Below are 25,173 nucleotides of genomic sequence, written 5' to 3'. Positions count from 1 at the left end.
GCTTTTTTCAATTATGCTCGTTTGGAAAGAAGAGTATCTTTCCTAGCCGAAACGACACTGCTATAATGGAAAGATGATATGGAACTTTCATCAGATGAACAATATACGAGCGATGACTGAAACGTATTTGTAAATTAAGGACAAGCTATTTTATAAAGAGGTAGATAGCTGACTTATTCATAAGAACTGAAACATAATAATGAACTTTGAGATGAAACAACATTGTTGCATAAAATGCGATGTTGGAGGAGGACAATAGAATGGACTTACTACAACTATTTAAATTACAAAAAGAATTAGATGACCGTATTGCAAAAGAACATGACTTACAACCGAAAAAGTTGTTAAAAGAAAAAATGCTAGCTCTTCTTGTAGAAATTGGAGAACTTGCAAATGAAACACGCTGTTTTAAATATTGGAGCAATAAACCAGCATCAGAACGTGAAGTAATATTAGAAGAATACGTAGATGGTTTGCATTTTATTTTATCAATCGGAATCGATTTAGGTATTGATAAAAACTTCTTATTCTATAAATGTGCACAAACGAATAAAACACAAGTGGAAATTTTCTTAGACACATATGCGAAAGTAATTCGTTTTACAGATCAACCATCTATCACGAACTATATTGAATTATTTACAAGCTATCTTCGACTTGGACAAGCACTTGAATTTGAACAAGAAGAAATTGAAAAAGCGTATTTAGATAAAAATGAAGTAAATCATCAGCGTCAAACACAAGGATACTAATTTAATTTTTGAATATTTCAATTTCCTTTTGTATAATAAGGTGACTGAAGAAAAAGGAGGGTGTTGGCAATGACAAAATTAGACGCGACATTGACAATGCTAAAAGAGTTAACAGATGCACGTGGTATTGCTGGTAACGAGCGTGAACCACGTGAAGTAATGAAGAAATATATTGAGCCGTTTGCGGACGAACTTTCTACTGATAATTTAGGAAGTTTAGTTGCGAAAAAAGTTGGGGAAGAAAACGGCCCGAAAATTATGGTTGCAGGTCATTTAGATGAAGTTGGCTTTATGATTACGCAAATTGATGACAAAGGCTTCCTTCGTTTTCAAACAGTTGGTGGCTGGTGGTCACAAGTTATGCTTGCACAGCGCGTGACAATTGTAACGCGTAAAGGAGATGTAACAGGTGTAATTGGTTCAAAACCACCACACATTTTACCTCCAGAAGCTCGTAAAAAGCCAGTTGATATTAAAGACATGTTTATCGATATTGGTGCTTCTAGCCAAGAAGAGGCAATGGAGTGGGGCGTACGACCAGGAGATCAAGTTGTACCTTACTTTGAATTCCAAGTGATGAAGAATGAAAAAATGTTACTTGCAAAAGCATGGGATAACCGAATCGGCTGTGCGATTGCAATTGACGTATTAAAACAATTAAAAGATGAAAAACATCCAAACGTTGTATACGGCGTTGGAACTGTACAAGAAGAGGTTGGTCTTCGTGGTGCAAAAACATCTGCGAATTATATCAAACCAGATATCGCGTTCGCAGTAGATGTTGGTATCGCTGGAGATACACCGGGTGTAACGTCAAAAGAGGCGCAAAGTAAAATGGGCGATGGACCGCAGATTATTTTATATGATGCTTCTGTTATTGGACATACAGGTTTACGTGATTTCGTAGTTGATGTTGCTGACGAACTACAAATTCCATACCAATATGATTCAGTAGCTGGCGGGGGAACAGATGCAGGTGCGATTCACATTTCTGTAAATGGTATTCCGTCTATGGCAATTACGATTGCGACACGCTACATCCATTCGCATGCGGCAATGTTACACCGTGATGATTATGAAAATGCAGTGAAGTTAATTGTAGAAGTTATTAAACGTCTTGATAAAGAGGCTGTACATAACATTACATTTAATTAATAGAAAAAAGCGAAGGAGAATCTCCTTCGCTTTTTTATGTGTTAAAAAGGTCTTTCTAATCCTGCGGCAGTATGGGCCCCTAAAATAATTAAACGAGTTAATTGCATGGCCATAAAATGCGGGGTATATATCATCCCCCTTTTTAACCATGACATAATCATCCCGATGTGAGCCCCTGTCACATAACTAATTAGAATATCACGAGGAACCATAAGATCTTTATCATCTGGTTGTGAAATTGATAAGCTTAATGTTAAATGCGTTTGTATTGTTTTCATCATTTTATAAGAGTAGTTTCCTGCAGCTTTATCCCCGAGCATAACATTATAGAAGTTCACGTTTTCTGCGATGTGTTCGAACAGAGCCAAAAATGTTGGATGTGGTGAATCGAATGTAAGTTGAAAATCCTCTTTATTTTTATTTTTCGGTTTGATTACTTCTGCTAGCTTCTCTAACATTTCTTCAATGCTTTTGTCTAATAAGTCGTATTTATCATGGTAATGGCTATAAAATGTAGCGCGATTTACAGGAGCGCGTTCTGCGATATGTTGAACAGTTACATTTTCAAACCCTTTTTCGCCTACTAAAGCGACAAAAGCATCCTGTATGAGTTGTCTCGTCCGCTTTACACGTGGATCATTTGTATTTTTAATAGACATTTTACTTCTCCTCGTTTCATTTTATACACTTAAACAACAAATCGTTATTATATTGTTGTTTAAGCGACATTTCATACTTAAATTGTCGGTTGTAGATTCGAAATAATTATTTATAATTATAAACGATAGTCCTTTAGAAATCAGCACCACTCGCAGGTAGACGAAATCCGGTTTATGCTGCTGAAGGTGTGCTTTTTTTGTTTAAAGGTTAATATAATTAACAATTAAACAGTATAAACAATAAGGATGTAAATAGTTTAGAAAAAAATTATATGCGATATAAGGAGAGGAATGCAATGAATCAGTTTCGAAGAATGGTGATTATCAACATTATCACATTAATTGTACTAGTTGGCGGCGGCATTGGCGGTTATTACTATTACAATCAAGCGGAAAACTATTTAAAAACAGAAAATGCGAAAATTGATGGAAAGGTAATTCCAATTGCTTCACCAGCAGCAGGTAAATTGACTGACTGGAAAGCTGAAGTAGGAAAAAACTACAATGAGAACGATAAATTAGGTGCTGTCACTGTAGCTGGAGCAAATGGGGAGCAAACAGTAGACGTAACAATTCCGCAAAACGCGACAGTTGTACAATCAAACGCAACGACAAATGCTTTCGTTGGAGCTGGTAGCCCAATTGCTTATGCATTTGATATGAACAATTTATGGGTAACAGCAAATATTGAAGAAACAGATGTTGACGATGTGCAAAAAGGTCAAGATGTAGACGTGTATGTAGATGCATACCCAGACACGACGTTATCAGGAAAAGTAGAGCAAGTTGGATTAACAACAGCGAATACATTCTCTATGTTACCATCAAGCAACGCAACAGCGAACTATACGAAAGTAACACAAGTGGTACCAGTTAAAATTTCTTTAGATCATAGTAAATCAGTAAATATTGTTCCTGGCATGAATGTGACAGTTCGTATTCATAAGTAAGGGGGAGATGAGATGTCCTCAATTGCAATTGCAGGATATGCACTATTTTGTATAATCGTCTTCTTCCTTGTAAATCGTCTTTTACGAAAGAAAAAAACGAACGTGGGAGAAGAACAAGTCCCAGCCGTAAGTAAAATAGAAGTAAGTAAGGTAGAAACAGAAGAAAAAGAAATTGAACGAAAGCAAGAAACAGAAATTTCTAATGTAGTTGAGTTAGAAACAGGTAAGCAAGAAGAAGTAAAACAAGAAAAAGAAATGCCGAAAAAACAAACGTCTATGCCTATAGAGAATGTGAACGTAAAAGCAGTTGTAACAGTATTAATTCTCGGGATGTTCGTTTCTATTTTAAACCAAACGATCATTAACGTTGCATTGCCTCCGTTAATGAATGAATTTAATGTATCAACTTCAACAGCACAATGGTTAATTACAGGCTTCATGCTCGTAAATGGTATTTTAGTACCGATTAGTGCCTTTTTAGTTTCACGATTTACGTATCGTAAATTGTTCGTAGCGGCAATGTTATTCTTCACGGTAGGATCTATCATTTGTGCTACTTCAGGAAACTTTACAATGATGATGACGGGCCGAGTGATTCAAGCGGTTGGAGCGGGTATTTTAATGCCGGTTGGTATGAATATTTTCATGACATTATTCCCGCCTCATAAGCGAGGAGCAGCTATGGGATTACTAGGGGTAGCGATGATTTTAGCACCAGCTATCGGACCAACTGTAACAGGATGGGTAATTGAAAACTATAGCTGGAACTTAATGTTCTACGGAATGTTTGTGATTGGTTTAATTATTACTTTCCTATCTTTAAAATTCTTTACACTAGCTCAGCCGGTATCTAACACAAAGCTAGATGTATTCGGTGTTATTAGTTCAAGTATTGGACTAGGTAGCTTATTGTATGGATTTAGTGAAGCGGGAAATAATAGCTGGACTAGTGCAGAGGTTGTGATATCACTTATCATTGGTGTAGTAGGTATTGCAGTATTTATTTGGAGAGAGCTAACAACGGACAATAAAATGCTTGATTTACAAGTGTTTAAATATCCAGTATTTACTTTTACTTTAGTAATTAACGCAATCGTAACGATGGCATTATTCGGAGGTATGTTATTACTTCCAGTATATCTACAAAATATTCGTGGCTTTACGCCAATTGAATCTGGTTTACTACTTCTTCCAGGATCATTAATTATGGGGATCATGGGACCAGTAGCAGGTAAATTATTCGATAAATATGGCATTCGTCCATTAGCGATAATTGGATTGGCAATTACAACTTATGCGACATATGAATTTACAAAATTATCGATGGATACACCGTATAGCGTTATTATGACGGATTATATTATACGTTCAATTGGTATGTCATTCATTATGATGCCAATTATGACAGCTGGTATGAACGCGCTGCCGATGAAATTAATTTCTCACGGTACAGCAACGCAAAATACGTCAAGACAAGTAGCTGGTTCAATTGGAACAGCGATCTTAATCACACTTATGACGCAACAAACGACTGCTCACGTAGCGGATTATGGCAACATGTTAACAACGTCAAATCCAATTTTAGTTGATAAAATACATGGTATGGGCCAAAGCTTAGCGGCTTTAGCTGGATCAGCTCAAGCGGGAGATGCGATGAGCACGCAACTATTATTCGGACAAATCTCAAAGCTATCTGCAATTAACGGTATTAACGATGCCTTCTTAATTGCAACAATACTCGCAGGTATTGCTTGGGTGTTATCGTTCTTCTTGCCATCAGGCAATAAACCAAATAGAAAAGCAGGGAATTAATTTCCCTGCTTTTTTGTGTTTTTTATGTAGTTAGATATAAAAGATGATAACTAGTTACAGAGCATAATCCTGTTATAACCAAAATCGTCCCCATAGAACGAATACTTGATATTTGTCTGCCACTTATAATAGCTACTAGTCCAGCTAATGAGAAGAAGCACCAATATAAAGTTCCCGAAATTGGAACCATTCCCTCTAAATCTATTCCATAACCTATACAAATGATAGGAACAACGATAAGTGATATGCTAATTAAACCAGTTATAACGATAAGTGATTTTCGATATTTAATTCCGGCAGCAATTAAATAAATGCCAACGATGCCTTCACATAATAACAAAATAGGGGCTAAGATAAGCCAAATAAATAAACCAGTAGATTCCATATGTAATAACTCCTTAATGAATAAAATATGAATCAGGCATGGACAATAGCTGCAAACAGTCCTATTGAGAAAATAATGAGTCCCATGTTGCGTATACTCTTAATTTTTGAATGTACCCCATTCAATCCTGCTAATAAACCAGCTAGAGAGAAAAGCATCCAATATAGGACAGGTGGAATGTGGAGAACGTTCTCTCCATTGATACCTTTGTTTAAAAAAAGTAAAAGGCATTATAACGAATGAAAAGCAAATAATCCCCATTAAGGTAACAAGTAATTTCCGATGTTTAATTTCTGTTACCATTAAAAAATACCACCAGCAATCCCGCATAGTAAGAGAAGTGGCGTAAAAAGCATCCAAATAATACTGAACATATGTAAACTCTTTTATGTGAATTAAGTTATATTTTACTACATGAGGTTTATTTTGGATATTATTAATAAAATCGAAAAATAGTTATTGGCGATTTGAAAAGCTAGAGGATAGTGTAACAAAAATTATACTGACGCCTGTCCTAACTTCTGGTGAAGAAGGAGAAAAGAAAACGAATTATCGAAAAGTGCTAACGGAAGAAGAGTTTGAAGTTGTTATAAAAGAGTAAAAAGAGGTATCGCGATGATACCTCTTTTTAACTTAAGAATGCTAACATATTATTCATAATATGAAATAACATAGCTGGAATAATGGATTTTGTTTTCTTGCATAAAATAGCCATTAATAATCCCGTGAAGAAAGTAATTACCATTACTCCGAGTGAGTATGTATGAGCGATACCAAAGAAGAAACTTGTTAAGACTGCTGCAATCCAAAATGGAAAGCGTTCAGAGAAAAAGTGGAGTAAAAAACCACGGAAAATAAGTTCTTCAAAAATTGGGGTGAGTATCGCAAAGCCGATAAGTAATAATATTTGATACTGTTCAAATACGTCTAAGTTTAGTGCAGAAGCTTGTTGCTTTGTTGCGTCTTGGAACACATATTTTAAAAAGATATAATTGAGCACGATGCTTATAGCGAAGAAAAGAAGTAAGTATACGTATGTGCGCCATTCTTTCAGTGCTTTAAAATTAAAAGATTTTAATAGTAAATTTTTTGCGGGTTCGAATTTAAAAATGAAGAATAACAACACGGTTAGTTGTAATCCGATACCTGCAGTATTTGCAATAGATTCATACAGGGCAATTTGTTTTTTATTTTCGAGTCCGGCTGTATAAATTGTTAAGGGCATTGCGAGGAACACAGTAATGAGTCCAGTTCCGAAAAAAGCAAATAAAACGGAGCTAATGAATTGTCCCCATGACATAGAGTATTTCTGTTCATAAGGAAGTTGTGTAGTGGGTTGCATATGTAGAATCACCTCTTTATATTTATATATTTAATTATAAAGTGTTTTATTTTTATATGTAACATTTAAATATTACATATAAAGGTGTATTTTCCATAAAATAATAAAAGAGGTATCACCCTATAGTGATGCCTCTTTCTCATTGATAACTATGTTCTGCCTTGTTATTTGATTTTGATTGCTCTATTTGCAATTCACGCTCTACCAATCGATCTAACTGCTGAATTGCTTTTAGTGCTTTTTCATAAGAGATAGTTCGATAGTGGTGTGCGCCGCCTGGTTCTTCGTCTGCTTCATCTGCCCACTTAATAGTGTTTTGTAGAGGTGTTCTTTCAAGTGATTGTTCTACTAGGAAAGAATCAGTATGCAATAGAATTGCAACAGAAATTTCTTTGGCTTGCTTCGGATGTTCGCCTAATCGGATTAATAACTTATGAGCTCTTTCCGCTCCTTTAATTGCATGTATATCATTCTTTTTATATAAGTCATAGTCCCATTCGCCGCCTGTGTACCATGTATGATGTCCGATATCGTGAAGGAAACCGGCTTTTGTCGCAGCATCGACTGAGGCGTGATGCTTTTTGGCTAAGTGAAACGCATGGTAAGCGACAGCAATCGCGTGGACCATTCCAGAACGGTTCACATATTTTTGGGTAATGTGGTGTTTAAAAACTTGTTCAAGCGTAATACGTTGCATAAAACATTCACTCCTTTTATCTAATGATGTATATGAAGAAAAATCGATCGGTTTAAATGTATTTTGAACATTGTACTCCATCAATCAGCGTTAGTAAAGTAGAAATGTTTAGGAGAAGAAAAATTTTATAGACATAAAAGGTCACCTTAGTTTTTTCTAAGGTGACCTTTTATTGTTTATTTTTTTAATCCTTGTTCTAGTGTTTCTAACATTTCGTGCTTTTCATTTTCATCAGCATTTTTCCAAATGACTTCGAATAAAACACCAAGACCTGGAAGCATTTTTTCTTCACCGCTTTGAATTGCATCGACAATCGTTTCTTGTAATTGATCTTGTGAATTTCCAGATACATTTGCTAATACAGCACCACGTAAATTAAAACTCATTGCTTTCACCTCTTCTTCAGAATTGAAACTGACGTTAGTTTTTGTTCTTTTTTATGTAAATATGTATGAAAAATAGGCTATAATGATAAGACAAGAAGAGAGGGAAATACATATTATGAAAAACATTGATTCAGTACAAAATCCGCGTGTGAAGCAGTGGAAAAAGCTGCAAACGAAAAAAGAACGCGATAAAAAAGGGTTGTTCTTTGTTGAAGGATTCCACTTAGTGGAGGAAGCTTTAAAGGCAGGAGTTGTAACAGAACTTATCGTTTCAGATCAAACAGACCTTCCGAAAGATTGGACAGTGAATGATGTTGAAATGTATATCGTGCCTGAAGCGATTGTAAAAATACTTCGTGAAACAGAAACGACACAAGGTGTATTTGCTGTCTGTGAAAAGCATGAGAAAGAAGTAGCTCTTACTGATGGGAAATTTCTTTTATTAGACGGCCTTCAAGACCCAGGTAATTTAGGAACGATTATTCGTACAGCTGATGCAGCTGGTATTCATGCCGTTGTGCTTGGAGAAGGTTGTGTTGATGTTTACAATAGTAAAGTACTGCGCTCTACACAAGGTTCTATTTTCCACTTACCGATTGTAAAAGGGAATTTAGAAGAATGGGTAGACAAGTTAAAAGAAAATAGTGTTCCTGTATATGGAACAGCTCTTGAAAATGGAGCTCCTTACGGTGAAGTAACACCAGCCGGAAGTTTTGCATTAATTGTAGGGAATGAAGGAAGCGGCGTACGCCAAGAAATTCTTGCGAAAACGGATCAAAACTTGTATATTCCGATTTATGGCGGGGCAGAATCATTAAATGTTGCGGTTGCAGCAGGGATTTTAACGTATTATTTACAAAGCCCGGTTGCGAACAAATAAAAAACTTCTTATAATAAGTTGAAGTACATGTTCGTAATGAACATATAATAAAAGTTAAATAACGAAAAACGTTGATAGAGAAGAGTAGCTGACAAAATCGCCATATAGGGAGAGAATGCCGTAGACTGAAAGCATTCTTATGGTAGACGGAAGTGAATTCACCTCTGGAGTTGACGCCAGGACCATGTATATGTAAAGGCGTTCCGGTCAGAATTGATCGTTATAACTAATGAGTGGACAGACTTGTTCTGTCAATTTAGGGTGGTACCGCGAATTTACCTCGTCCCTTTTTGGGAGCGAGGTTTTTTTATTTTTAAAATTAGGAGGGTTCCAAATGGAAGCACGTTTAAAAGAGCTAAAGCAAAAAGCGTTAGAGCTTATTGAAGAAGCGAAAGAGCTAAAGGGCTTAAATGACGTACGCGTAGCGTATTTAGGGAAAAAAGGCCCAATTACAGAAGTATTACGCGGCATGGGAAAATTATCAGCGGAAGAGCGTCCACGTATGGGAGCATTAGTAAATGAAGTACGTGAATCGATTCAAACGCGTTTAGATGACAAAATTGGTAACTTAGAAAAAGCAGTAATTGAAGCGAAATTAGCTACTGAAACAATTGATGTTACCTTGCCAGGTCGTCCTGTTGAAACAGGTTGTCACCATCCGTTAACAGCTGTTGTTGAACAAATTGAAGATGTATTCATCGGTATGGGTTATGAAGTAGCTGAAGGAACAGAAGTAGAAAAAGACTACTACAACTTCGAAGCACTAAACTTACCGAAAGATCACCCAGCACGTGACATGCAAGATACATTCTACATTACAGAAGAAACGTTACTACGTACACATACATCTTCTGTGCAAGCACGTACGATGGAAAATAATAAAGAAAAAGGCCCAATCAAAATTATCTGTCCTGGTAAAGTGTATCGCCGCGATGATGATGATGCGACGCATTCACATCAGTTCATGCAAATTGAAGGTCTTGTAATTGATAAAAACATTCGTATGAGTGACTTAAAAGGTACACTGCAAGTATTCGTGAAAAAGATGTTCGGTGAAGATCGTGAAATCCGTCTTCGTCCAAGTTTCTTCCCATTCACAGAGCCATCTGTAGAGATGGATATTTCTTGTATGATGTGTCACGGTAAAGGTTGCGGCACTTGTAAAGGAACTGGCTGGATTGAAATTCTAGGCGCAGGTATGGTTCACCCGAACGTACTTGAAATGGCTGGTTATGATTCAAAAGAATATCAAGGTTTCGCATTCGGTATGGGCGCAGAGCGTATCGCAATGTTGAAATACGGCGTAGATGACATTCGTCATTTCTATACAAATGATGTACGTTTCTTACAACAATTCAAACGAGCGTAAGGGAAGGAGAGGATAAATATGTTCGTATCATATCGTTGGTTACAAGAGTATGTAGATATTAAAGATGTAACAGCACAAGAACTAGCAGACAAAATCACGAAAAGTGGTATTGAAGTAGAAGGTGTTGAAGTATTAAATAAAGGTGTAAAAGGTGTTGTAGTTGGTCACGTATTAGAGTGTGAAAAACACCCAGAAGCTGATAAGTTAAGCAAATGCTTAATCGATATCGGTGAAGAAGAATCAGTTCAAATTATTTGTGGTGCTGCTAACATTGCAAAAGGTTTAAAAGTACCAGTTGCAAAAGTTGGCGCTGTACTTCCTGGTAACTTCAAAATTAAAAAAGCAAAACTACGCGGTGAAGCTTCTCATGGTATGGTTTGTGCTCTTCAAGAGCTTGGCATTGATGGAAAGTTAGTTTCAAAAGAATACGCAGATGGTATCTTCATCTTCCCAAGTGACGCTGAAGTTGGTGCAGATGCACTTGAAATTTTAAACTTACATGATGAAGTACTTGAGCTTGGTTTAACACCAAACCGTGCAGATTGCTTAAACATGTTAGGTGTTGCATATGAAGTAGCTGCTATTTACGGCCGTGAAGTAAAACTTCCAGCTATCGACTTACAAGAAACAGCAGAAAAAACTTCTGACTACATTTCTGTAAGTGTAGAAGCGAAAGAAGAAAACCCATTATATATTGCAAAAATGGTGAAGAACGTAAAGATTGGTCCATCACCAATGTGGATGCAAACGCGCCTTATGGCAGCTGGCATTCGTCCAATTAGCAATGTAGTTGATATTACAAACTACATTTTAATGGAATACGGTCAACCGTTACATGCATTCGATTACGATAAATTAGGTTCAAAAGAAATCGTTGTTCGTCTTGCAAAAGAAGGCGAAAAAATTGAAACGTTAGATGATCAAGAGCGTACGTTACAAGAACATCATCTTGTAATTACAAACGGCACAAAAGCTTTAGCGGTTGCTGGTGTAATGGGCGGAGCTGATTCTGAAGTTACAAATGAGACGGTAAACGTTTTAATCGAGTCTGCATACTTTGCAGGTCAAACAGTGCGCCGTACATCAAAAGACTTAGGTCTTCGCAGTGAATCAAGTGCACGTTTTGAAAAAGGAATTGATCCAACACGTACGTTTGAAGCAATTCAACACGCAGCTGCTTTAATGGCGAAATATGCTGGCGGAGAAGCACTTGAAGGTGTAGTAGAAGCTGATAACTTACAAGTACAAGAGCGTACAGTATCTGTTACGGCTGAAAAAGTAAACCGTGTATTAGGTACAGATATTTCTGCAAGTGAAATGGGTACAATGTTCACAAACTTGAAATTCCCATTCACAGAAGTAGAAGGAACATTCCATGTAAATGTACCAGCACGTCGTCCTGATATTACAATTTCAGAAGACCTAGTAGAAGAAGTGGGTCGTCTGTATGGGTATGATCACATTCCAGTTACATTACCTTCTGGAACGATGACACGTGGTAAATTAACATCAGCACAAACGAAACGTCGTAAAGTACGTCGCTTCTTAGAAGGTGCTGGTTTATATGAAGCAATCACATATTCATTAACAAGCGCTGACAAAGCGAAACAATATATGGTTGAGCCGAACGAAAAAGCTCCTGTAAATCTTGCGCTTCCAATGAGTGAAGAGCGTAGTCAACTTCGTTTAAGCTTAGTGCCACAATTGTTAGAAGCAGTTTCATACAATGTTGCACGTAAAAACGACAGTGTTGCTCTATACGAAGTAGGTTCTATCTTCTTACCGACAGAAGCAGGAGAACTTCCGAAAGAAGAACAACATCTTGCGGGTGTTATGACAGGTCTTGCTCTTCACCATGCATGGCAAGGCGAGAAGAAAGTAGTAGACTTCTTCGTTATGAAAGGTGTGCTAGAAGGATTATTCGACGTACTTGGCGTTGCAAACCAAATCGCATATGCACCAGCAAAACGTGAAGGTATGCACCCAGGCCGTACAGCTGACATCGTATTAGATGGCGAAGTAATTGGATTCATCGGTCAATTGCATCCAGAATCGCAAAAACAATTGGATGTGAAAGATACATTCGTATTCGAACTATCTCTTGTAAAAGTATTCGGTGCAGACGTGGAAGAAACTTACTACTTACCAATCCCACGTTTCCCATCGATGACACGTGATATGGCTGTTGTTGTAACGAAAGAAACAAAAGCTTGCGAAATGAAGCAAGTCATTGCTGAAGCTGGTGGAGAACTTCTGAAAGACGTAACACTATTCGACTTATACGAAGGTGAAAAAATGGAAGAAGGCAAGAAATCACTTGCATTCTCTATGACTTACTTCGATGCAGAACGTACGTTAACAGACGAAGAGGTAACAGAAGCACATAACCGTGTATTAACAACGGTAGAAGAGAAATTTGGTGCGGAGTTACGTAAGTAATAAGAAATTGCCGGATCTATTCCGGCAATTTTTTTTATGATGCGATTGTCGATATATTATAAAAATTGCCGATATATTTGAAGTTACGGTCGATATATTGCGAAAATCGCTGATATATTTTCTGGTGTCTTGCATCTTTCCCTCGAATGTAGTACATTAATTTTAGTTTAACAAAATGAAAGACGATGATAAGGAAAAGTAGTATATACTATAATCCATAGCGAGTCAGGGACGGTGAGAGCCTGATGAGGCGGTATATGTGAAGAACACCTTGGAGTTGCTAACCGAAATTGAATCTTGTATTCAAGAGTAGACTTAGACGGGAATCCGGCCTGTTACAAACCGGGAAGTATGTATTACATACGAGTTAAAGTTGGTCTTTATGACAAATTGGGTGGTACCGCGAAGTTTAACCTTTCGTCCCTTTATGGATGAAAGGTTTTTTTGTATTTAAATATATCAGCAAAGGAGAATTTCACTATGGAAAACACATTAGTAAAAAGTCTGTATAGAGATACAGAAAAGTATGCAGATCAAACAGTACAAGTATCAGGGTGGATTCGTAACTTACGTGATTCAAAAGCATTTGGTTTCATCGAATTAAACGACGGTAGCTTCTTCAAAAGCGTTCAAATCGTTTTCGATACAGAATTAGAGAACTTCAAAGAAATTGCAAAACTTCCACTTAGCTCTTCAGTTAAAGTAGAAGGTAAAGTAATTGCAACGCCTGGAGCGAAGCAACCATTTGAAATTAAAGCAGAAAAAATTGATATCGAGGGCTTATCAGATTCTGATTACCCACTTCAAAAGAAGCGTCATACGTTTGAATACTTACGTACAATCGCTCACTTACGCCCAAGAACAAATGCATTCTCTGCAACGTTCCGCGTACGTTCTATCGCAGCATTTGCGATTCACCAATTCTTCCAAGAGCGTGGATTCGTACATGTTCACACACCGATCATTACTGGTAGTGATACAGAAGGTGCTGGCGAAATGTTCCGTGTAACAACGCAAGATTTAAACAACGTATCAAAAGGTGAAGACGGACAAGTTGATGAATCAAAAGACTTCTTCGGTAAAGAAACAAACTTAACAGTAAGTGGACAGCTGAACGCTGAAGCTTATGCATTAGCATTCCGTGATGTATACACATTCGGACCTACATTCCGTGCGGAGAACTCAAACACAACTCGCCATGCAGCTGAGTTCTGGATGGTTGAGCCTGAGATTGCATTTGCTGAATTAGGCGATGTAATGGATCTTACAGAAGATATGCTGAAATATGCAATGAAATATGTATTAGAACATGCACCAGAAGAAATGGACTTCTTCAACAGCTTCGTTGATAAAACAGTTCTAGAGCGCATGAACAATGTGATTAACTCTGACTTCGGTCGTATCACTTATACAGAAGCAATTAAAGTACTTCAAGAATCAGGTGCTGACTTTAAATACCCAGTAGAATGGGGTATTGACTTACAAACAGAGCATGAAAGATACTTATCAGAAGAAATCTTCAAACGCCCTGTATTCGTAACAGACTATCCAAAAGACATTAAAGCGTTCTATATGCGTATGAATGAAGACGGTAAAACAGTAGCTGCTACTGACCTTCTAGTTCCTGGCATCGGCGAATTAATTGGCGGAAGTCAACGTGAAGAAAGAATGGACGTTTTAGTAGAAAGAATTAAAGAACTAGGCATGAACGAAGAGGACTACTGGTGGTACTTAGAACTTAGAAAATACGGCGGTACAAAACACGCGGGATTCGGTCTAGGTTTCGAGCGCTTCCTAATGTACATTACTGGTATGGCTAACATCCGTGACGTAATTCCATTCCCAAGAACTCCAGGTTCTTCTGAGTTTTAAGATATAAAAAAAGCGAGAGCAACTGCTCTCGCTTTTTTTATTGAGAAAGGTTGTAATTGCAACCTGAACTTTATAAAGTATTTCACGACTAGAAAAGATGTTGTTCATAGTTCAATTCCCACTTCATATATAAGTAAAACGAATGCGACATTTATATAGGGAAGGGGTTTTTATACAATGGGGGAAATTCCAAGTCATACAAAGTGGACATTGCGTGACAAGTATATAGTAATCACTGGTGCAACAAGTGGTATTGGATTAGCGGCAGCTAAGGTGTTTGCAAAAAGCGGTGCTAAGCTAGGAATCATTGCACGTAATGAAGCAAAAGCGAATGATGTTATGACTCAACTTGAAAATATAACGGATGGGAATGCAGTGGTAGATATATTTTTCGCTGATATGTCTTCCCAACAATCTATACGCCAGGTAGCTACCAATATTTTAGAAAGATGTCCGAGAATTGATATATTAGTAAATAATGCGGGTGCTTTATTTCAAACAAGGCAAATTACAGAGGACGGTTTGGAGATGACCTGGGCGATAAACCATTTAGGTCCATTCTTACTTACAGATTTGTTGTTGGAGCGTTTAAAAGAAAGTGCTCCTGCTCGCGTCATTACCACTGCATCTCACGGTCACAAAATGGCTAAAAAGGGAATTGATTTCGATGATCTAGATGCAGAACAACTGTATCGCGGTATTAAGAAGTTCATGGGCGGTCCTACAATGCGTTATGCACAAACAAAACTAGCTAACATTTTATTCACCTCTGAATTGGCACAGCGGTTGGAGGGAACGGGTGTTAGTGCTTATAGCTTTGACCCGGGGCTAGTGAATACGAATTTTAACCAGGATAATGGTCTAGCTGCTCGCTTAACTATGGCAGCAATGAAACCTTTCTCCCGTACGCCGGAGAAAGGTGCTGAAACTTTAGTATGGCTAGCAGAATCAACTGGATTTACTAATCAGAGTGGTTATTACTATGCCGATAAACAAGTAGGGGAAATGTCTGAAGCTGCCTTGGATAAGGATGCAGCAAAGCGTCTATGGGACATAAGCGAAAACCAAACACGAGAGTAAAAGAGTAGCGAGTATATGTTCAGATTATTATGTTGAATAGTTTTTTACCCTTAAGTAAAAAGTAACCTTGGGGGTGAGTGCAATGAGTAAAAAAGTGAAAAAAGACCATTCAAGATCAATCCTAGGTTCTCCAGAAGTGGAAGGGCAAGGGACAACAACACATGAAACTGGTTCTCATAAAGTATCTTCATCAAATAAGAAGCAGAAACGAAGCTAATATAAAAAAGGGAGAGTCTTGGCGGCTCTCCTTTTTTATAGGGGAATTACTAAAAATGAGTTAATTTAGCGATATAGTTAGGAGAGGAAAATAGTAAATGCAATTACATTGAATCGAGAACACATGAAACAAAAAACAGGAGTTTGTAAGCCCCTGTTTTTGTCGATACTATTTCAATAAGCGAAACGCTTTCTCTGTATTAGCAAAATGCAGTTTTACAAACTCAGGTAATCTTTCTTTACCTACTTTTTGAATTAATTTAGCAGCGGCAATATCAACTTGTTTACCAGCACCTTTTGGAAGTAGCATACCAGCTTTTTTACTTAGTTCATCAAATTGTTTTACGAATGAGTAACGAGCTAAAATGGAAGCGGCGGCAACAGCTAAATGAACACTTTCACCTTTCGTAGCGAAGTAAACATTTTCACGCTGTACCTGTTTTTGTTTTGCTAAATACTTATAGTATGTATCAGGTTGCGTAAATTGGTCGATTAAGATGCCTTCTGGTGTTGTAGGAGCAATTTTCGCTAATAAGTTTGTAATGGCTTTATTGTGTAGTAAAGCTTTTAGCTTACCTTGATTATTTCCTTTATCAAATAGCTCGTTATATTTTTCATTATGAAGAACGAGAGAGCTGTAAGGAACAACGTGAAGTAGTTGTTTTGCAATAGCGGTAATTTGAGCATCGTTTAAGTTTTTGGAGTCTTTTACACCAAGTTCTTTTAAAAGTGGAATTTGTTTTGCGTCCACATATACAGCAACTACTGTCATCGGTCCGAAGTAATCACCAGTACCTACTTCATCTGATCCTGCTATAGACATTGTACCGATGGAAGCAGGCGGTGCAAAACGATGAGAATCGGCCGATTTTTTTACAGCTGTTTTCGGTGTTTGAGAGACAGTTTGCCAACGAGAAGCTTCTGCTTCAGCACGTCCACCTTGGAACATTACTTTTCCAGATTTATATGCTGTAATCGTGCAAGATGGCACCTTTGCCATAAAGATACCGCCTTGCGGAATTTTTGAGCTAAGTGCTTGTTTATATTGTTGTTTCATGTCTTCAATTACTGTAGAACTTGTTTGTATTACGATAGAATTTGACAAAATGGTCGCTCCTTTTTTATATTGTTATTTTTATCATATCGGATTGTTCTTTCTGTTTCCATATTATGATGGTTCATGGTATGATAAACTTTAGGATTCTGTACGTGATTGGAGGCCGGTGAGTTGTCACAACAAAAGGGAAATAAAAGTCGAATTAATGTAGAAATATATGGCCAACAGTATTCAGTTGTTGGCGATGAAAGTACAAGTCATATCCGCATGGTAGCAGCGATTGTGGATGATAAAATGCGCGAACTCAATGCCAAGAATCCTTCGCTTGATACGAGTAGACTAGCGGTATTGACGGCGGTAAACGTCATACACGATTACATAAAATTAAAAGAAGAACATGAGAAGTTGAAAGAAAGTATGACAAAAAAAGGAATGGAATAAACATGATTGATATTATTATCATTTTACTGCTTGTTATGGGATTTTTCCTCGGATTACGCAGAGGTTTTATCTTACAACTTGTAAAGTTAACAAGCTTTATTATCGCATACCTTGTTGCATACTGGTACTGTAAAGATTTAGCGCCAGCACTTGCGAAATTTATTCCGTATCCATTTGATAAAAATGTATCTGTTCCAGAATGGATTGATGCAAATAATATTGAGACAGTATTTTATCAAGCAATTGCGTTTATCGTATTATTTATTATTACAAAAATCGCACTTTCATTACTTGGTAATTTGTTAAATATGTTTGCAGAAATACCGGTGTTAAAGCAAGTAAATGCGTTTGCGGGGGCAATCCTCGGATTTTTAGAAGTATATATTATTTTGTTTGTTTTAATTATTGTTGGAAATATTCTTCCGATTGAACAAATACAAACACCATTACAAAAATCATCAATTAGCAAAATAATTGTAGACGATACACCGATTCTCTCTGAAAAGGTGAAGGAGCTATGGCAGACAGGTAGCAGAGTATAACTTCTCTTTTTTCGGAAAGAGAAGTTTTTTTCTATGAAAGAAAGGCGGGGCAATGATGAAAGTAAATAAAAAACAAGTTATTAAATTACTAGAGACAATCGGGCTTTTTATGGAATTAAAGGGTGCGAATCCATTTAAAATATCTGCATTTCGTAAAGCAGCAGCAGCACTAGAAAGTGATGATCGTAGTCTTTCTGAAATTGAAGATTTCACAAAGATTCCAGGTATCGGAAAAGGAACGGCAGCAGTTATTCAAGAATATATAGAATCGGGAACATCTGAAGTATTACAAGAACTTGAAAAAGAAGTGCCAAGCAGTTTGTTACCGTTATTAAAACTTCCGGGCCTTGGTGGTAAAAAGGTAGCTAAGTTATACAAAGAACTTGGTGTAGTGGATATGGAATCGTTAAAAGCTGTTTGTGAGGAAAATAAAGTACAAGCTTTAGCAGGTTTCGGTAAGAAAACAGAAGAGAAAATATTAGAAGCAATTGATCAAGTAGGATCTCGTCCAGAACGTTTACCGATTGCGATGGTATTACCTATTGCCGGGGAAATAGAGGAGAAGTTGTCGAATATTGCTGAAGTAATTCGTTTTTCTCGCGCTGGTAGCTTACGCCGTGTTCGTGAGACAGTGAAGGATTTAGATTTCATTATTGCAACGACAGAACCAGCAGCAGTACGTGAACATTTATTGCAATTCGATAATATGATTGAAGTAATTGCAAGTGGAGATACGAAAGTTTCTGTTCGTCTTCAATACGAATATGATATTTCAATCGATTTCCGTTTAGTAAAACCAGAAGAGTTTATTACAACGCTTCACCATTTCACAGGATCAAAAGACCATAACGTAAAAATGCGCCAAATTGCAAAAGATAAAGGCGAAAAAATTAGTGAGTACGGTGTAGAGAACTTGGAAACAGGTGAAGTAAAAACATTCGAGACTGAAGAAGAATTTTTTGCTCATTTCGGTCTTCCATTTATCCCACCAGAAGTGCGTGAAGATGGAAAAGAAATTGAATTAATTAAAGAGTATCCAAACTTAATTCAGTTTTCTGATATACAAGGTGATTTACATATGCATACAACGTGGAGTGACGGTGCTTTTTCTATTGAAGAAATGGTACAGGCATGTCGTGCCCGTGGATATAAGTTTATGGCGATTACTGATCACTCACAATACTTGAAAGTAGCGAACGGTTTAACGAAAGAGCGTCTTCGTGAACAAGCGAAAGAAATTGAACGTATGAATGAAAAGTATCCAGACATTACAATTTTACGCGGAATTGAAATGGACATTTTACCGGATGCATCACTTGATTTTGATGATGAAGTATTAGCAGAATTAGATTATGTTATTGGAGCTATCCACTCTAGCTTCTCACAAGATCGTGAAACGATTATGAAGCGTCTTCGCGCTGCACTTGAGAATAAACATGTTACAATGATTGCTCACCCGACAGGACGCCTTCTTGGACGTCGCGAGGGTTACGATGTAGACACAGATTTATTAATTGAACTCGCAAAAGAAACAAATACAGTTTTAGAATTAAATGCAAATCCAAACCGTCTAGATTTAAGCGCGAAATTATTAAAACAAGCACAAGATGCTGGTGTAAAAGTAGCGATTAATACGGATGCTCATACACTTGAAATGTTAGAAGACATGGAAACAGGTGTAGCAGCAGCACGTAAAGGTTGGATTCAAAAAGATAACGTGATTAACACGTGGGATATTGAACGTTTATTAGACTATATTAAACGTAATAAGTAACACAAGGGGGACCTGCAACATGTTAGAAAGAACGTTGCGTGTATTAGAATACAATAAAGTAAAAGAACAATTACTTGAACATACAGCCTCTTCACTTGGTCGTGACAAAGTGAAGAATTTAGTACCGAGCACTGATTTTGAAGAAATTGTAGAACTACAAGATACGACGGATGAAGCGGCGAAAGTCATTCGTTTAAAAGGGAGTGCGCCATTAGGTGGTATTACTGATGTTCGCTCAAATGTGAAGCGTGCAAAAATCGGAAGTATGTTAAGCCCAAATGAACTACTTGATATTGCAAATACGATGTATGGTAGTCGCAATATGAAACGTTTTATCGAAGATATGGTTGATAATGGTGTCGAGCTTCCGATTTTAGAAACTCACGTCGCTCAAATTGTATCTTTATATGACTTAGAAAAGAAAATTACAAATTGTATCGGTGATGGCGGTGAAGTAGTCGATAGCGCAAGTGATAAACTACGTGGTATTCGTAACCAAATTCGTACTGCGGAAAGCCGTATTCGTGAAAAGTTAGAGAATATGACGCGTTCTTCAAACGCACAAAAGATGTTATCTGATGCGATTGTAACGATCCGTAACGAACGTTACGTAATCCCGGTAAAACAAGAATACCGCGGTGTATATGGTGGTATTGTTCACGATCAATCTGCTTCTGGACAAACGTTATTTATTGAACCACAAGTAATTGTAGAATTAAATAACGCACTTCAAGAAGCACGTGTGAAAGAAAAACAAGAAATCGAACGCATCTTATTAATGTTAACAGAAGAAGTGGCAGTAGAAGCTGATATTGTTTTGTCTAACGTAGAAGTAGTTGCAAATCTTGACTTCATTTTTGCAAAAGCTTTTTATGCGAAGCGAATTAAAGCAACGAAGCCAATCGTAAATAACGAGCGCTACATGGATTTAAGACAAGCGCGTCATCCGCTTATTGATCCGGAAATTATTGTGCCAAATAACATTATGCTCGGTAAAGATTTCACAACAATTGTAATTACAGGACCGAATACAGGTGGTAAAACAGTTACGCTGAAAACGGTTGGTATTTGTGTATTAATGGCGCAATCTGGTCTTCATATTCCAGTAATGGATGAGTCAGAGATTTGTGTATTTAAAAATATTTTCGCTGATATCGGTGATGAGCAATCGATTGAACAAAGTTTAAGTACGTTCTCCTCACATATGGTGAACATTGTAGATATTTTAGAAAAAGCTGATTTTGAAAGCTTAGTTTTATTCGATGAATTAGGTGCTGGAACAGACCCGCAAGAAGGGGCTGCACTAGCAATTTCAATTTTAGATGAAGTATGTAATCGTGGTGCTCGCGTTGTTGCAACGACGCATTACCCGGAATTAAAAGCATACGGATATAACCGTGAGCAAGTTATTAATGCGAGTGTTGAGTTCGATGTGAACACATTAAGCCCAACGTATAAATTATTAATCGGTGTACCAGGACGTAGTAACGCCTTTGAAATTTCGAAGCGCCTTGGATTATCTGATCGCGTTATTGATCAAGCGCGTAACCATATTAGTACGGATACAAATAAAATTGAAAATATGATTGCGAAGTTAGAAGAAAGTCAAAAGAACGCAGAGCGTGACTGGAACGAAGCAGAAGCGCTTCGTAAGCAATCTGAAAAACTTCATCGTGAATTACAGCGTCAAATTATTGAATTTAACGAAGAGCGTGATGAAAAATTATTAAAAGCGCAAAAAGAAGGGGAAGAAAAAGTCGAAGCTGCGAAGAAAGAAGCAGAGGGCATTATTCACGAACTTCGTCAATTGCGCAAAGCGCAGCTTGTAAACGTGAAAGATCACGAGCTTATTGAAGCGAAGAGCCGCCTAGAAGGTGCAGCGCCAGAGCTTGTGAAAAAACAAAAAGTGAATGTGAAAAACACAGCGCCAAAACAACAATTACGTGCAGGCGATGAAGTAAAAGTATTAACGTTCGGTCAAAAAGGTCAATTACTTGAAAAAGTAAGTGATACAGAGTGGAGCGTACAAATTGGTATTCTGAAGATGAAAGTGAAAGAATCCAATATGGAATACATTAATACACCGAAGCAAACAGAGAAAAAAGCAGTCGCAAGTGTGAAGGGTAGAGATTATCACGTGTCGTTAGAGCTTGACCTTCGCGGTGAGCGTTACGAAGATGCAATGATGCGCGTTGAAAAATATTTAGACGATGCACAGCTTGCAAGCTATCCTCGTGTGTCAATCATTCACGGTAAAGGAACAGGAGCGCTTCGCCAAGGTGTACAAGATTACTTGAAAAAACATCGCGGCGTGAAAAACTACCGTTACGGTGACATGGGCGAGGGAGGCCTAGGCGTAACAGTTGTCGAATTAAAATAGCAAACAACGAAACAAAGGGGAAACCATTATATGTTTATGGACAAACTTGCAAAAGCATTGTTAGCTTGTTGTGGAATATTTTTGGTGATTGGGGTTATTTATTTAGTTGTTTTTGCGAAGTGAAGGAGCGTCAATCATGGCATAATGATATTGCCATAGATTGACGCTTTTAATATACGAAAAGGAACAAAATATGAAAATCAACCAATACATAAGCGAAGCAAAATCCTGCTCAAGACGCGAAACAGATCGTCTTATTAAAGCTGGACGCGTGGCTATTAACGGCGAAATTTGTACGCACGGTGCTCTCGTGAGCGATGATGATGTTGTAACGATTGATGGGCAGGTTATTGCAAAAGAAGAGAAAGAAAAGGTGTATATCGCTTTTCATAAACCAGTTGGAATTACTTGTACAGCAGCCGATCATATTGAAGATAATATTATTGATTATATCAATTACCCAGAGCGAATCTTTCCCGTTGGACGATTAGATAAAGCATCGGATGGACTTATTTTATTAACGAATGATGGCGCGATTGCGAATCAAATTTTACACGGAGATCATGAGCATGAGAAAGAATACGTTGTGACGGTAGATAAACCTTTTACAGATTGGTTTATTGATGAGATGTCCAGCGGTGTAAAGATTAAAGATGGAATGACGAAGCCATGCAAAGTGACGAGAGTCGGCCAATCTACATTTCGCATCGTTTTAACACAAGGAATGAACAGGCAAATTCGTAGAATGAGCCGTGCTTTCGGGTTTACTGTAACAAAGCTAAAGCGAGTGCGCATTATGAATATAGAATTACATGAGCTTGAAGTGGGAAAGTGGCGGAGCGTTACAGCTGAAGAGTTAGAAATTTTAATAGGGCAGTTATAGGGAGGGGAAATTTTCTCCCTATATTTTTTTGTCAGAAAAAATAAAACTATTGATTTTTTAAAAAATAGCCCATATAATAAAAAACAACAAGTTTCGACAAGATATTTTATAAAAGTAATGATGAGGACATGAGTTGTTTTCTACGATTCTCAGAGAGGGAAGCCTTAGGCTGTGAGCTTCCTAATACGAAAAGACAATCTTACCACCTCTAAACTTCAAGAGTGAACTGCATGCATGATGCATTGTAATTCTTGGCGGATAAAACCGTTATCAATTTACACGAGCTATAAAATGAGCTTATTTCGTTATAAATTCATTTTATTAGAATAAGGGTGGAACCACGATTTCAACACTCGTCCCTTTGTTAGGGACGGGTGTTTTTTGCGTTCTTTTACGGGGAAGTATGCTTGAAAGAGGATATGTGACGGATTTTAATTCGGAATATTTTGTTAATTAATCATTTAGGAGGTTAGTAGAAATGAAATCATCTTTAAAATTTTCTGAGGTGTTTGCAATAAGTTTAATGTTATTTGCACTATTTTTCGGTGCAGGTAATATGATTTTTCCACCAGCGTTAGGACAAGGTGCTGGAACAGATGTATGGATCGCGTTATTTGGTTTTATCGTAACAGGTGTTGGATTGCCTTTATTAGGGGTAATTGTTATAGCTCTAAAGGGAGATATTAATGAGCTAGCAGGACGTGTGCATCCTATCTTCGCACTTGTTTTTATCACTGCAATTTATTTATGCTTAGGCGTATTCGTAAGCGTTCCGCGTACAGGGACAGTTGCTTATGAAATGAGTGTTGCACCATTTTTACCAAGTGAGATAGCTAGCCAATCCTATCCACTTGTTATCTTTACATTTATTTTCTTTGCGGTAACTTTCTATTTAGCTTTAAATCCTTCAAAATTAGTGGGACGCATCGGTAAAGTGTTAACTCCAATTTTATTAGCTGTTATTGCAATTATTGTAGGTAAAGCACTTATTACACCAATTGGAGAATTTGGTTCACCGACAGAAGTGTATAGTGCTCCTCTTTTCAAAGGTTTTATTGACGGATATTTAACTTTAGATGGACTGGCAGCACTTGTTTTCGGAAATGTTGTCATTAATGCTTTAAAAGCAAAAGGTGTTACAAATAAGAATAGCATTGCGAAAGTAACAATCTTTGCAGGATTTATTGCAGCACTTGGTTTACTACTTGTGTATTTAGCGCTTGCGTATCTTGGAGCTTCTAGTGTATCGCTTGGAATGGGCGCAAACGGAGGCATTATTTTAACAAACGTTGTAAATCATTTATTTGGTAGTTACGGAACATTATTACTAGGTATCGCAATTACAGCAGCATGTTTAACAACTTCTGTAGGTATTGTTGCAGCTTGTGGAGAATATTTCTCTTCCTTATTACCAAAGCTTTCATATCAAAAAGTCGTTTTCATTTTCTGTGTATTAGCATTTATGGTAGCCAATCTTGGTTTAACGCAGTTAAACGCATTAGCATTACCAATCTTAATCGCCATTTATCCAATTGGAATCGTTCTTATCGTATTATCACTTGTTGAAAACTACGTTCGTCTTCCATTAGCGATGTATGTGGGTGGTATTGTAGGAGCGTTCGCAATTAGTTTCTTTGATGGATTACACAATGCAAATCTTCAAATTGCAGCATTAGCACCTATTTTAAATAAGATTCCATTATATAGTGTAGGGATTGGTTGGTTAGTTCCAGGCATAATCGGTATAGGATTTGGTTATATAGTTTCTAAGTTTCAAAAGCAGGAAATTGCTGTAGAAAAATAGAGAAAAGAGGCTTTCTATAATAGAAAGTCTCTTTTTTTGTAGAAAAAGTCGTACATAGAGAAATTTAGATATTAAAAAATTTATACGTAATATAGTTGACAAAAAATTTATGAGTAGGCTAAGATTGACTTAGTTGTGGAAATATTGGAAGGGAAGTGAAGGAAAGGGGTTTCTATAACTATAGTGTTGTTATGAGAAGAGGTGAAAGAGGAGGAGAAGGGATAGTTTATTTTTTTTTGATTTATATTGAGAATGATAATCAATGAATAAGTTTTATAATTTTTTCTCAGTTTCTATG

22 protein-coding genes, 2 pseudogenes and 3 other annotated features are annotated in these 25,173 nt (G+C 37.2%); of the genes and pseudogenes, 17 read left to right on the top strand and 7 right to left on the bottom strand.

Annotated features, from left to right (window positions below; translation table 11 throughout):
- The first annotated feature begins 260 nt into the window (after positions 1-260).
- Positions 261-752 (top strand): dUTP diphosphatase, encoded by a 492-nt coding sequence (locus ACUN26_RS19425; protein ID WP_000365050.1) that lies wholly within the window; start codon positions 261-263, stop codon positions 750-752.
- 69 nt (positions 753-821) lie between these two features.
- Positions 822-1,907 carry a M42 family metallopeptidase gene (locus tag ACUN26_RS19420; protein WP_000163548.1) on the top strand — a complete coding sequence of 362 codons (1,086 nt, stop codon included), beginning with the start codon at positions 822-824 and terminating at the stop codon, positions 1,905-1,907.
- A 41-nt stretch (positions 1,908-1,948) separates the two neighbouring features.
- On the opposite strand, the gene ACUN26_RS19415 is transcribed toward ACUN26_RS19420, so the two are convergent.
- A complete protein-coding gene (locus tag ACUN26_RS19415; RefSeq protein ID WP_000023657.1) occupies positions 1,949-2,566 on the bottom strand; it encodes a TetR/AcrR family transcriptional regulator in 618 nt (205 codons plus the stop codon).
- 296 nt (positions 2,567-2,862) lie between these two features.
- On the opposite strand from ACUN26_RS19415, the gene ACUN26_RS19410 reads away from it, so the two are divergent.
- Both ACUN26_RS19410 and ACUN26_RS19405 read left to right on the top strand, forming a co-directional pair.
- A complete protein-coding gene (locus ACUN26_RS19410) occupies positions 2,863-3,516 on the top strand; it encodes an HlyD family secretion protein (RefSeq protein WP_001071409.1) in 654 nt (217 codons plus the stop codon).
- A 12-nt stretch (positions 3,517-3,528) separates the two neighbouring features.
- On the top strand, positions 3,529-5,328 hold the full coding sequence (locus ACUN26_RS19405; RefSeq protein WP_000094769.1) for a DHA2 family efflux MFS transporter permease subunit: 1,800 nt from the start codon (positions 3,529-3,531) through the stop codon (positions 5,326-5,328).
- A 22-nt stretch (positions 5,329-5,350) separates the two neighbouring features.
- Here ACUN26_RS19405 and ACUN26_RS19400 read toward each other — a convergent pair whose 3' ends face one another.
- Positions 5,351-5,713 carry a hypothetical protein gene (locus ACUN26_RS19400; RefSeq protein WP_000446231.1) on the bottom strand — a complete coding sequence of 121 codons (363 nt, stop codon included), beginning with the start codon at positions 5,711-5,713 and terminating at the stop codon, positions 5,351-5,353.
- 13 nt (positions 5,714-5,726) lie between these two features.
- Positions 5,727-6,087 (bottom strand): annotated as a pseudogene (locus tag ACUN26_RS19395) (ammonia permease).
- 62 nt (positions 6,088-6,149) lie between these two features.
- Here ACUN26_RS19395 and ACUN26_RS19390 point away from each other — a divergent pair.
- Positions 6,150-6,314, top strand: a pseudogene (locus ACUN26_RS19390) (DUF4179 domain-containing protein); the annotation flags it as partial.
- A 27-nt stretch (positions 6,315-6,341) separates the two neighbouring features.
- Here ACUN26_RS19390 and ACUN26_RS19385 read toward each other — a convergent pair.
- The 3 genes from ACUN26_RS19385 to sspI form a co-directional block, all read right to left on the bottom strand.
- Positions 6,342-7,055 carry a CPBP family intramembrane glutamic endopeptidase gene (locus tag ACUN26_RS19385; RefSeq protein ID WP_001183253.1) on the bottom strand — a complete coding sequence of 238 codons (714 nt, stop codon included), beginning with the start codon at positions 7,053-7,055 and terminating at the stop codon, positions 6,342-6,344.
- Positions 7,056-7,194: 139 nt separating this feature from the next.
- Positions 7,195-7,752 (bottom strand): HD domain-containing protein, encoded by a 558-nt coding sequence (locus ACUN26_RS19380; protein ID WP_001189005.1) that lies wholly within the window; start codon positions 7,750-7,752, stop codon positions 7,195-7,197.
- Between the two features lie 176 nt (positions 7,753-7,928).
- Positions 7,929-8,138 carry a small acid-soluble spore protein SspI gene (gene sspI, locus ACUN26_RS19375; RefSeq protein ID WP_000009509.1) on the bottom strand — a complete coding sequence of 70 codons (210 nt, stop codon included), beginning with the start codon at positions 8,136-8,138 and terminating at the stop codon, positions 7,929-7,931.
- Positions 8,139-8,220: 82 nt separating this feature from the next.
- On the opposite strand from sspI, the gene ACUN26_RS19370 reads away from it, so the two are divergent.
- From ACUN26_RS19370 to ACUN26_RS19345, 6 genes are all read left to right on the top strand, one after another.
- Positions 8,221-9,018 carry a TrmH family RNA methyltransferase gene (locus tag ACUN26_RS19370; RefSeq protein WP_002039772.1) on the top strand — a complete coding sequence of 266 codons (798 nt, stop codon included), beginning with the start codon at positions 8,221-8,223 and terminating at the stop codon, positions 9,016-9,018.
- Positions 9,019-9,080: 62 nt separating this feature from the next.
- Positions 9,081-9,309: a binding site (T-box leader), on the top strand.
- Between the two features lie 43 nt (positions 9,310-9,352).
- The gene (gene pheS, locus ACUN26_RS19365; RefSeq protein WP_000388224.1) at positions 9,353-10,387 is read left to right on the top strand and encodes a phenylalanine--tRNA ligase subunit alpha; all 1,035 of its coding nucleotides are present in this window, start codon (positions 9,353-9,355) and stop codon (positions 10,385-10,387) included.
- A gap of 18 nt (positions 10,388-10,405) precedes the next feature.
- Positions 10,406-12,826 (top strand): phenylalanine--tRNA ligase subunit beta, encoded by a 2,421-nt coding sequence (gene pheT / locus ACUN26_RS19360; protein ID WP_000498202.1) that lies wholly within the window; start codon positions 10,406-10,408, stop codon positions 12,824-12,826.
- A 176-nt stretch (positions 12,827-13,002) separates the two neighbouring features.
- Positions 13,003-13,254, top strand: a binding site (T-box leader).
- 52 nt (positions 13,255-13,306) lie between these two features.
- On the top strand, positions 13,307-14,698 hold the full coding sequence (gene asnS, locus ACUN26_RS19355; RefSeq protein WP_000432186.1) for an asparagine--tRNA ligase: 1,392 nt from the start codon (positions 13,307-13,309) through the stop codon (positions 14,696-14,698).
- A 177-nt stretch (positions 14,699-14,875) separates the two neighbouring features.
- Positions 14,876-15,778, top strand: a complete 903-nt coding sequence (locus ACUN26_RS19350) for an SDR family oxidoreductase (protein WP_000503914.1) — start codon at positions 14,876-14,878, stop codon at positions 15,776-15,778.
- 82 nt (positions 15,779-15,860) lie between these two features.
- Positions 15,861-15,995: a YuzL family protein gene (locus ACUN26_RS19345; RefSeq protein ID WP_000039591.1), complete on the top strand. Its 135-nt coding sequence runs from the start codon at positions 15,861-15,863 to the stop codon at positions 15,993-15,995.
- A 168-nt stretch (positions 15,996-16,163) separates the two neighbouring features.
- Here ACUN26_RS19345 and rnhC read toward each other — a convergent pair whose 3' ends face one another.
- Positions 16,164-17,099 carry a ribonuclease HIII gene (rnhC, locus tag ACUN26_RS19340; protein WP_000071616.1) on the bottom strand — a complete coding sequence of 312 codons (936 nt, stop codon included), beginning with the start codon at positions 17,097-17,099 and terminating at the stop codon, positions 16,164-16,166.
- A 123-nt stretch (positions 17,100-17,222) separates the two neighbouring features.
- On the opposite strand from rnhC, the gene zapA reads away from it, so the two are divergent.
- The 6 genes from zapA to brnQ6 all read left to right on the top strand — a co-directional run bounded on the left by zapA (position 17,223) and on the right by brnQ6 (position 24,875).
- Positions 17,223-17,492 (top strand): cell division protein ZapA, encoded by a 270-nt coding sequence (zapA, locus tag ACUN26_RS19335; protein ID WP_000082703.1) that lies wholly within the window; start codon positions 17,223-17,225, stop codon positions 17,490-17,492.
- Between the two features lie 2 nt (positions 17,493-17,494).
- A complete protein-coding gene (locus ACUN26_RS19330) occupies positions 17,495-18,034 on the top strand; it encodes a CvpA family protein (RefSeq protein WP_000565405.1) in 540 nt (179 codons plus the stop codon).
- A gap of 55 nt (positions 18,035-18,089) precedes the next feature.
- Positions 18,090-19,808, top strand: a complete 1,719-nt coding sequence (polX, locus tag ACUN26_RS19325) for a DNA polymerase/3'-5' exonuclease PolX (protein ID WP_000867537.1) — start codon at positions 18,090-18,092, stop codon at positions 19,806-19,808.
- Positions 19,809-19,827: 19 nt separating this feature from the next.
- Positions 19,828-22,188 (top strand): endonuclease MutS2, encoded by a 2,361-nt coding sequence (locus ACUN26_RS19320; protein ID WP_000893740.1) that lies wholly within the window; start codon positions 19,828-19,830, stop codon positions 22,186-22,188.
- Positions 22,189-22,381: 193 nt separating this feature from the next.
- Positions 22,382-23,071: a 23S rRNA pseudouridine(2604) synthase RluF gene (locus ACUN26_RS19315; RefSeq protein WP_445540904.1), complete on the top strand. Its 690-nt coding sequence runs from the start codon at positions 22,382-22,384 to the stop codon at positions 23,069-23,071.
- Positions 23,072-23,179: 108 nt separating this feature from the next.
- Positions 23,180-23,435 (top strand) — a binding site (T-box leader).
- A 114-nt stretch (positions 23,436-23,549) separates the two neighbouring features.
- Positions 23,550-24,875 (top strand): branched-chain amino acid transport system II carrier protein BrnQ6, encoded by a 1,326-nt coding sequence (gene brnQ6 / locus ACUN26_RS19310; RefSeq protein WP_000842670.1) that lies wholly within the window; start codon positions 23,550-23,552, stop codon positions 24,873-24,875.
- Positions 24,876-25,173: the final 298 nt, after the last annotated feature.

The sequence above is a fragment of the Bacillus sp. WC2503 genome (genome assembly GCF_052682895.1).
This window is presented reverse-complemented; position numbering and strand designations above follow the sequence as displayed.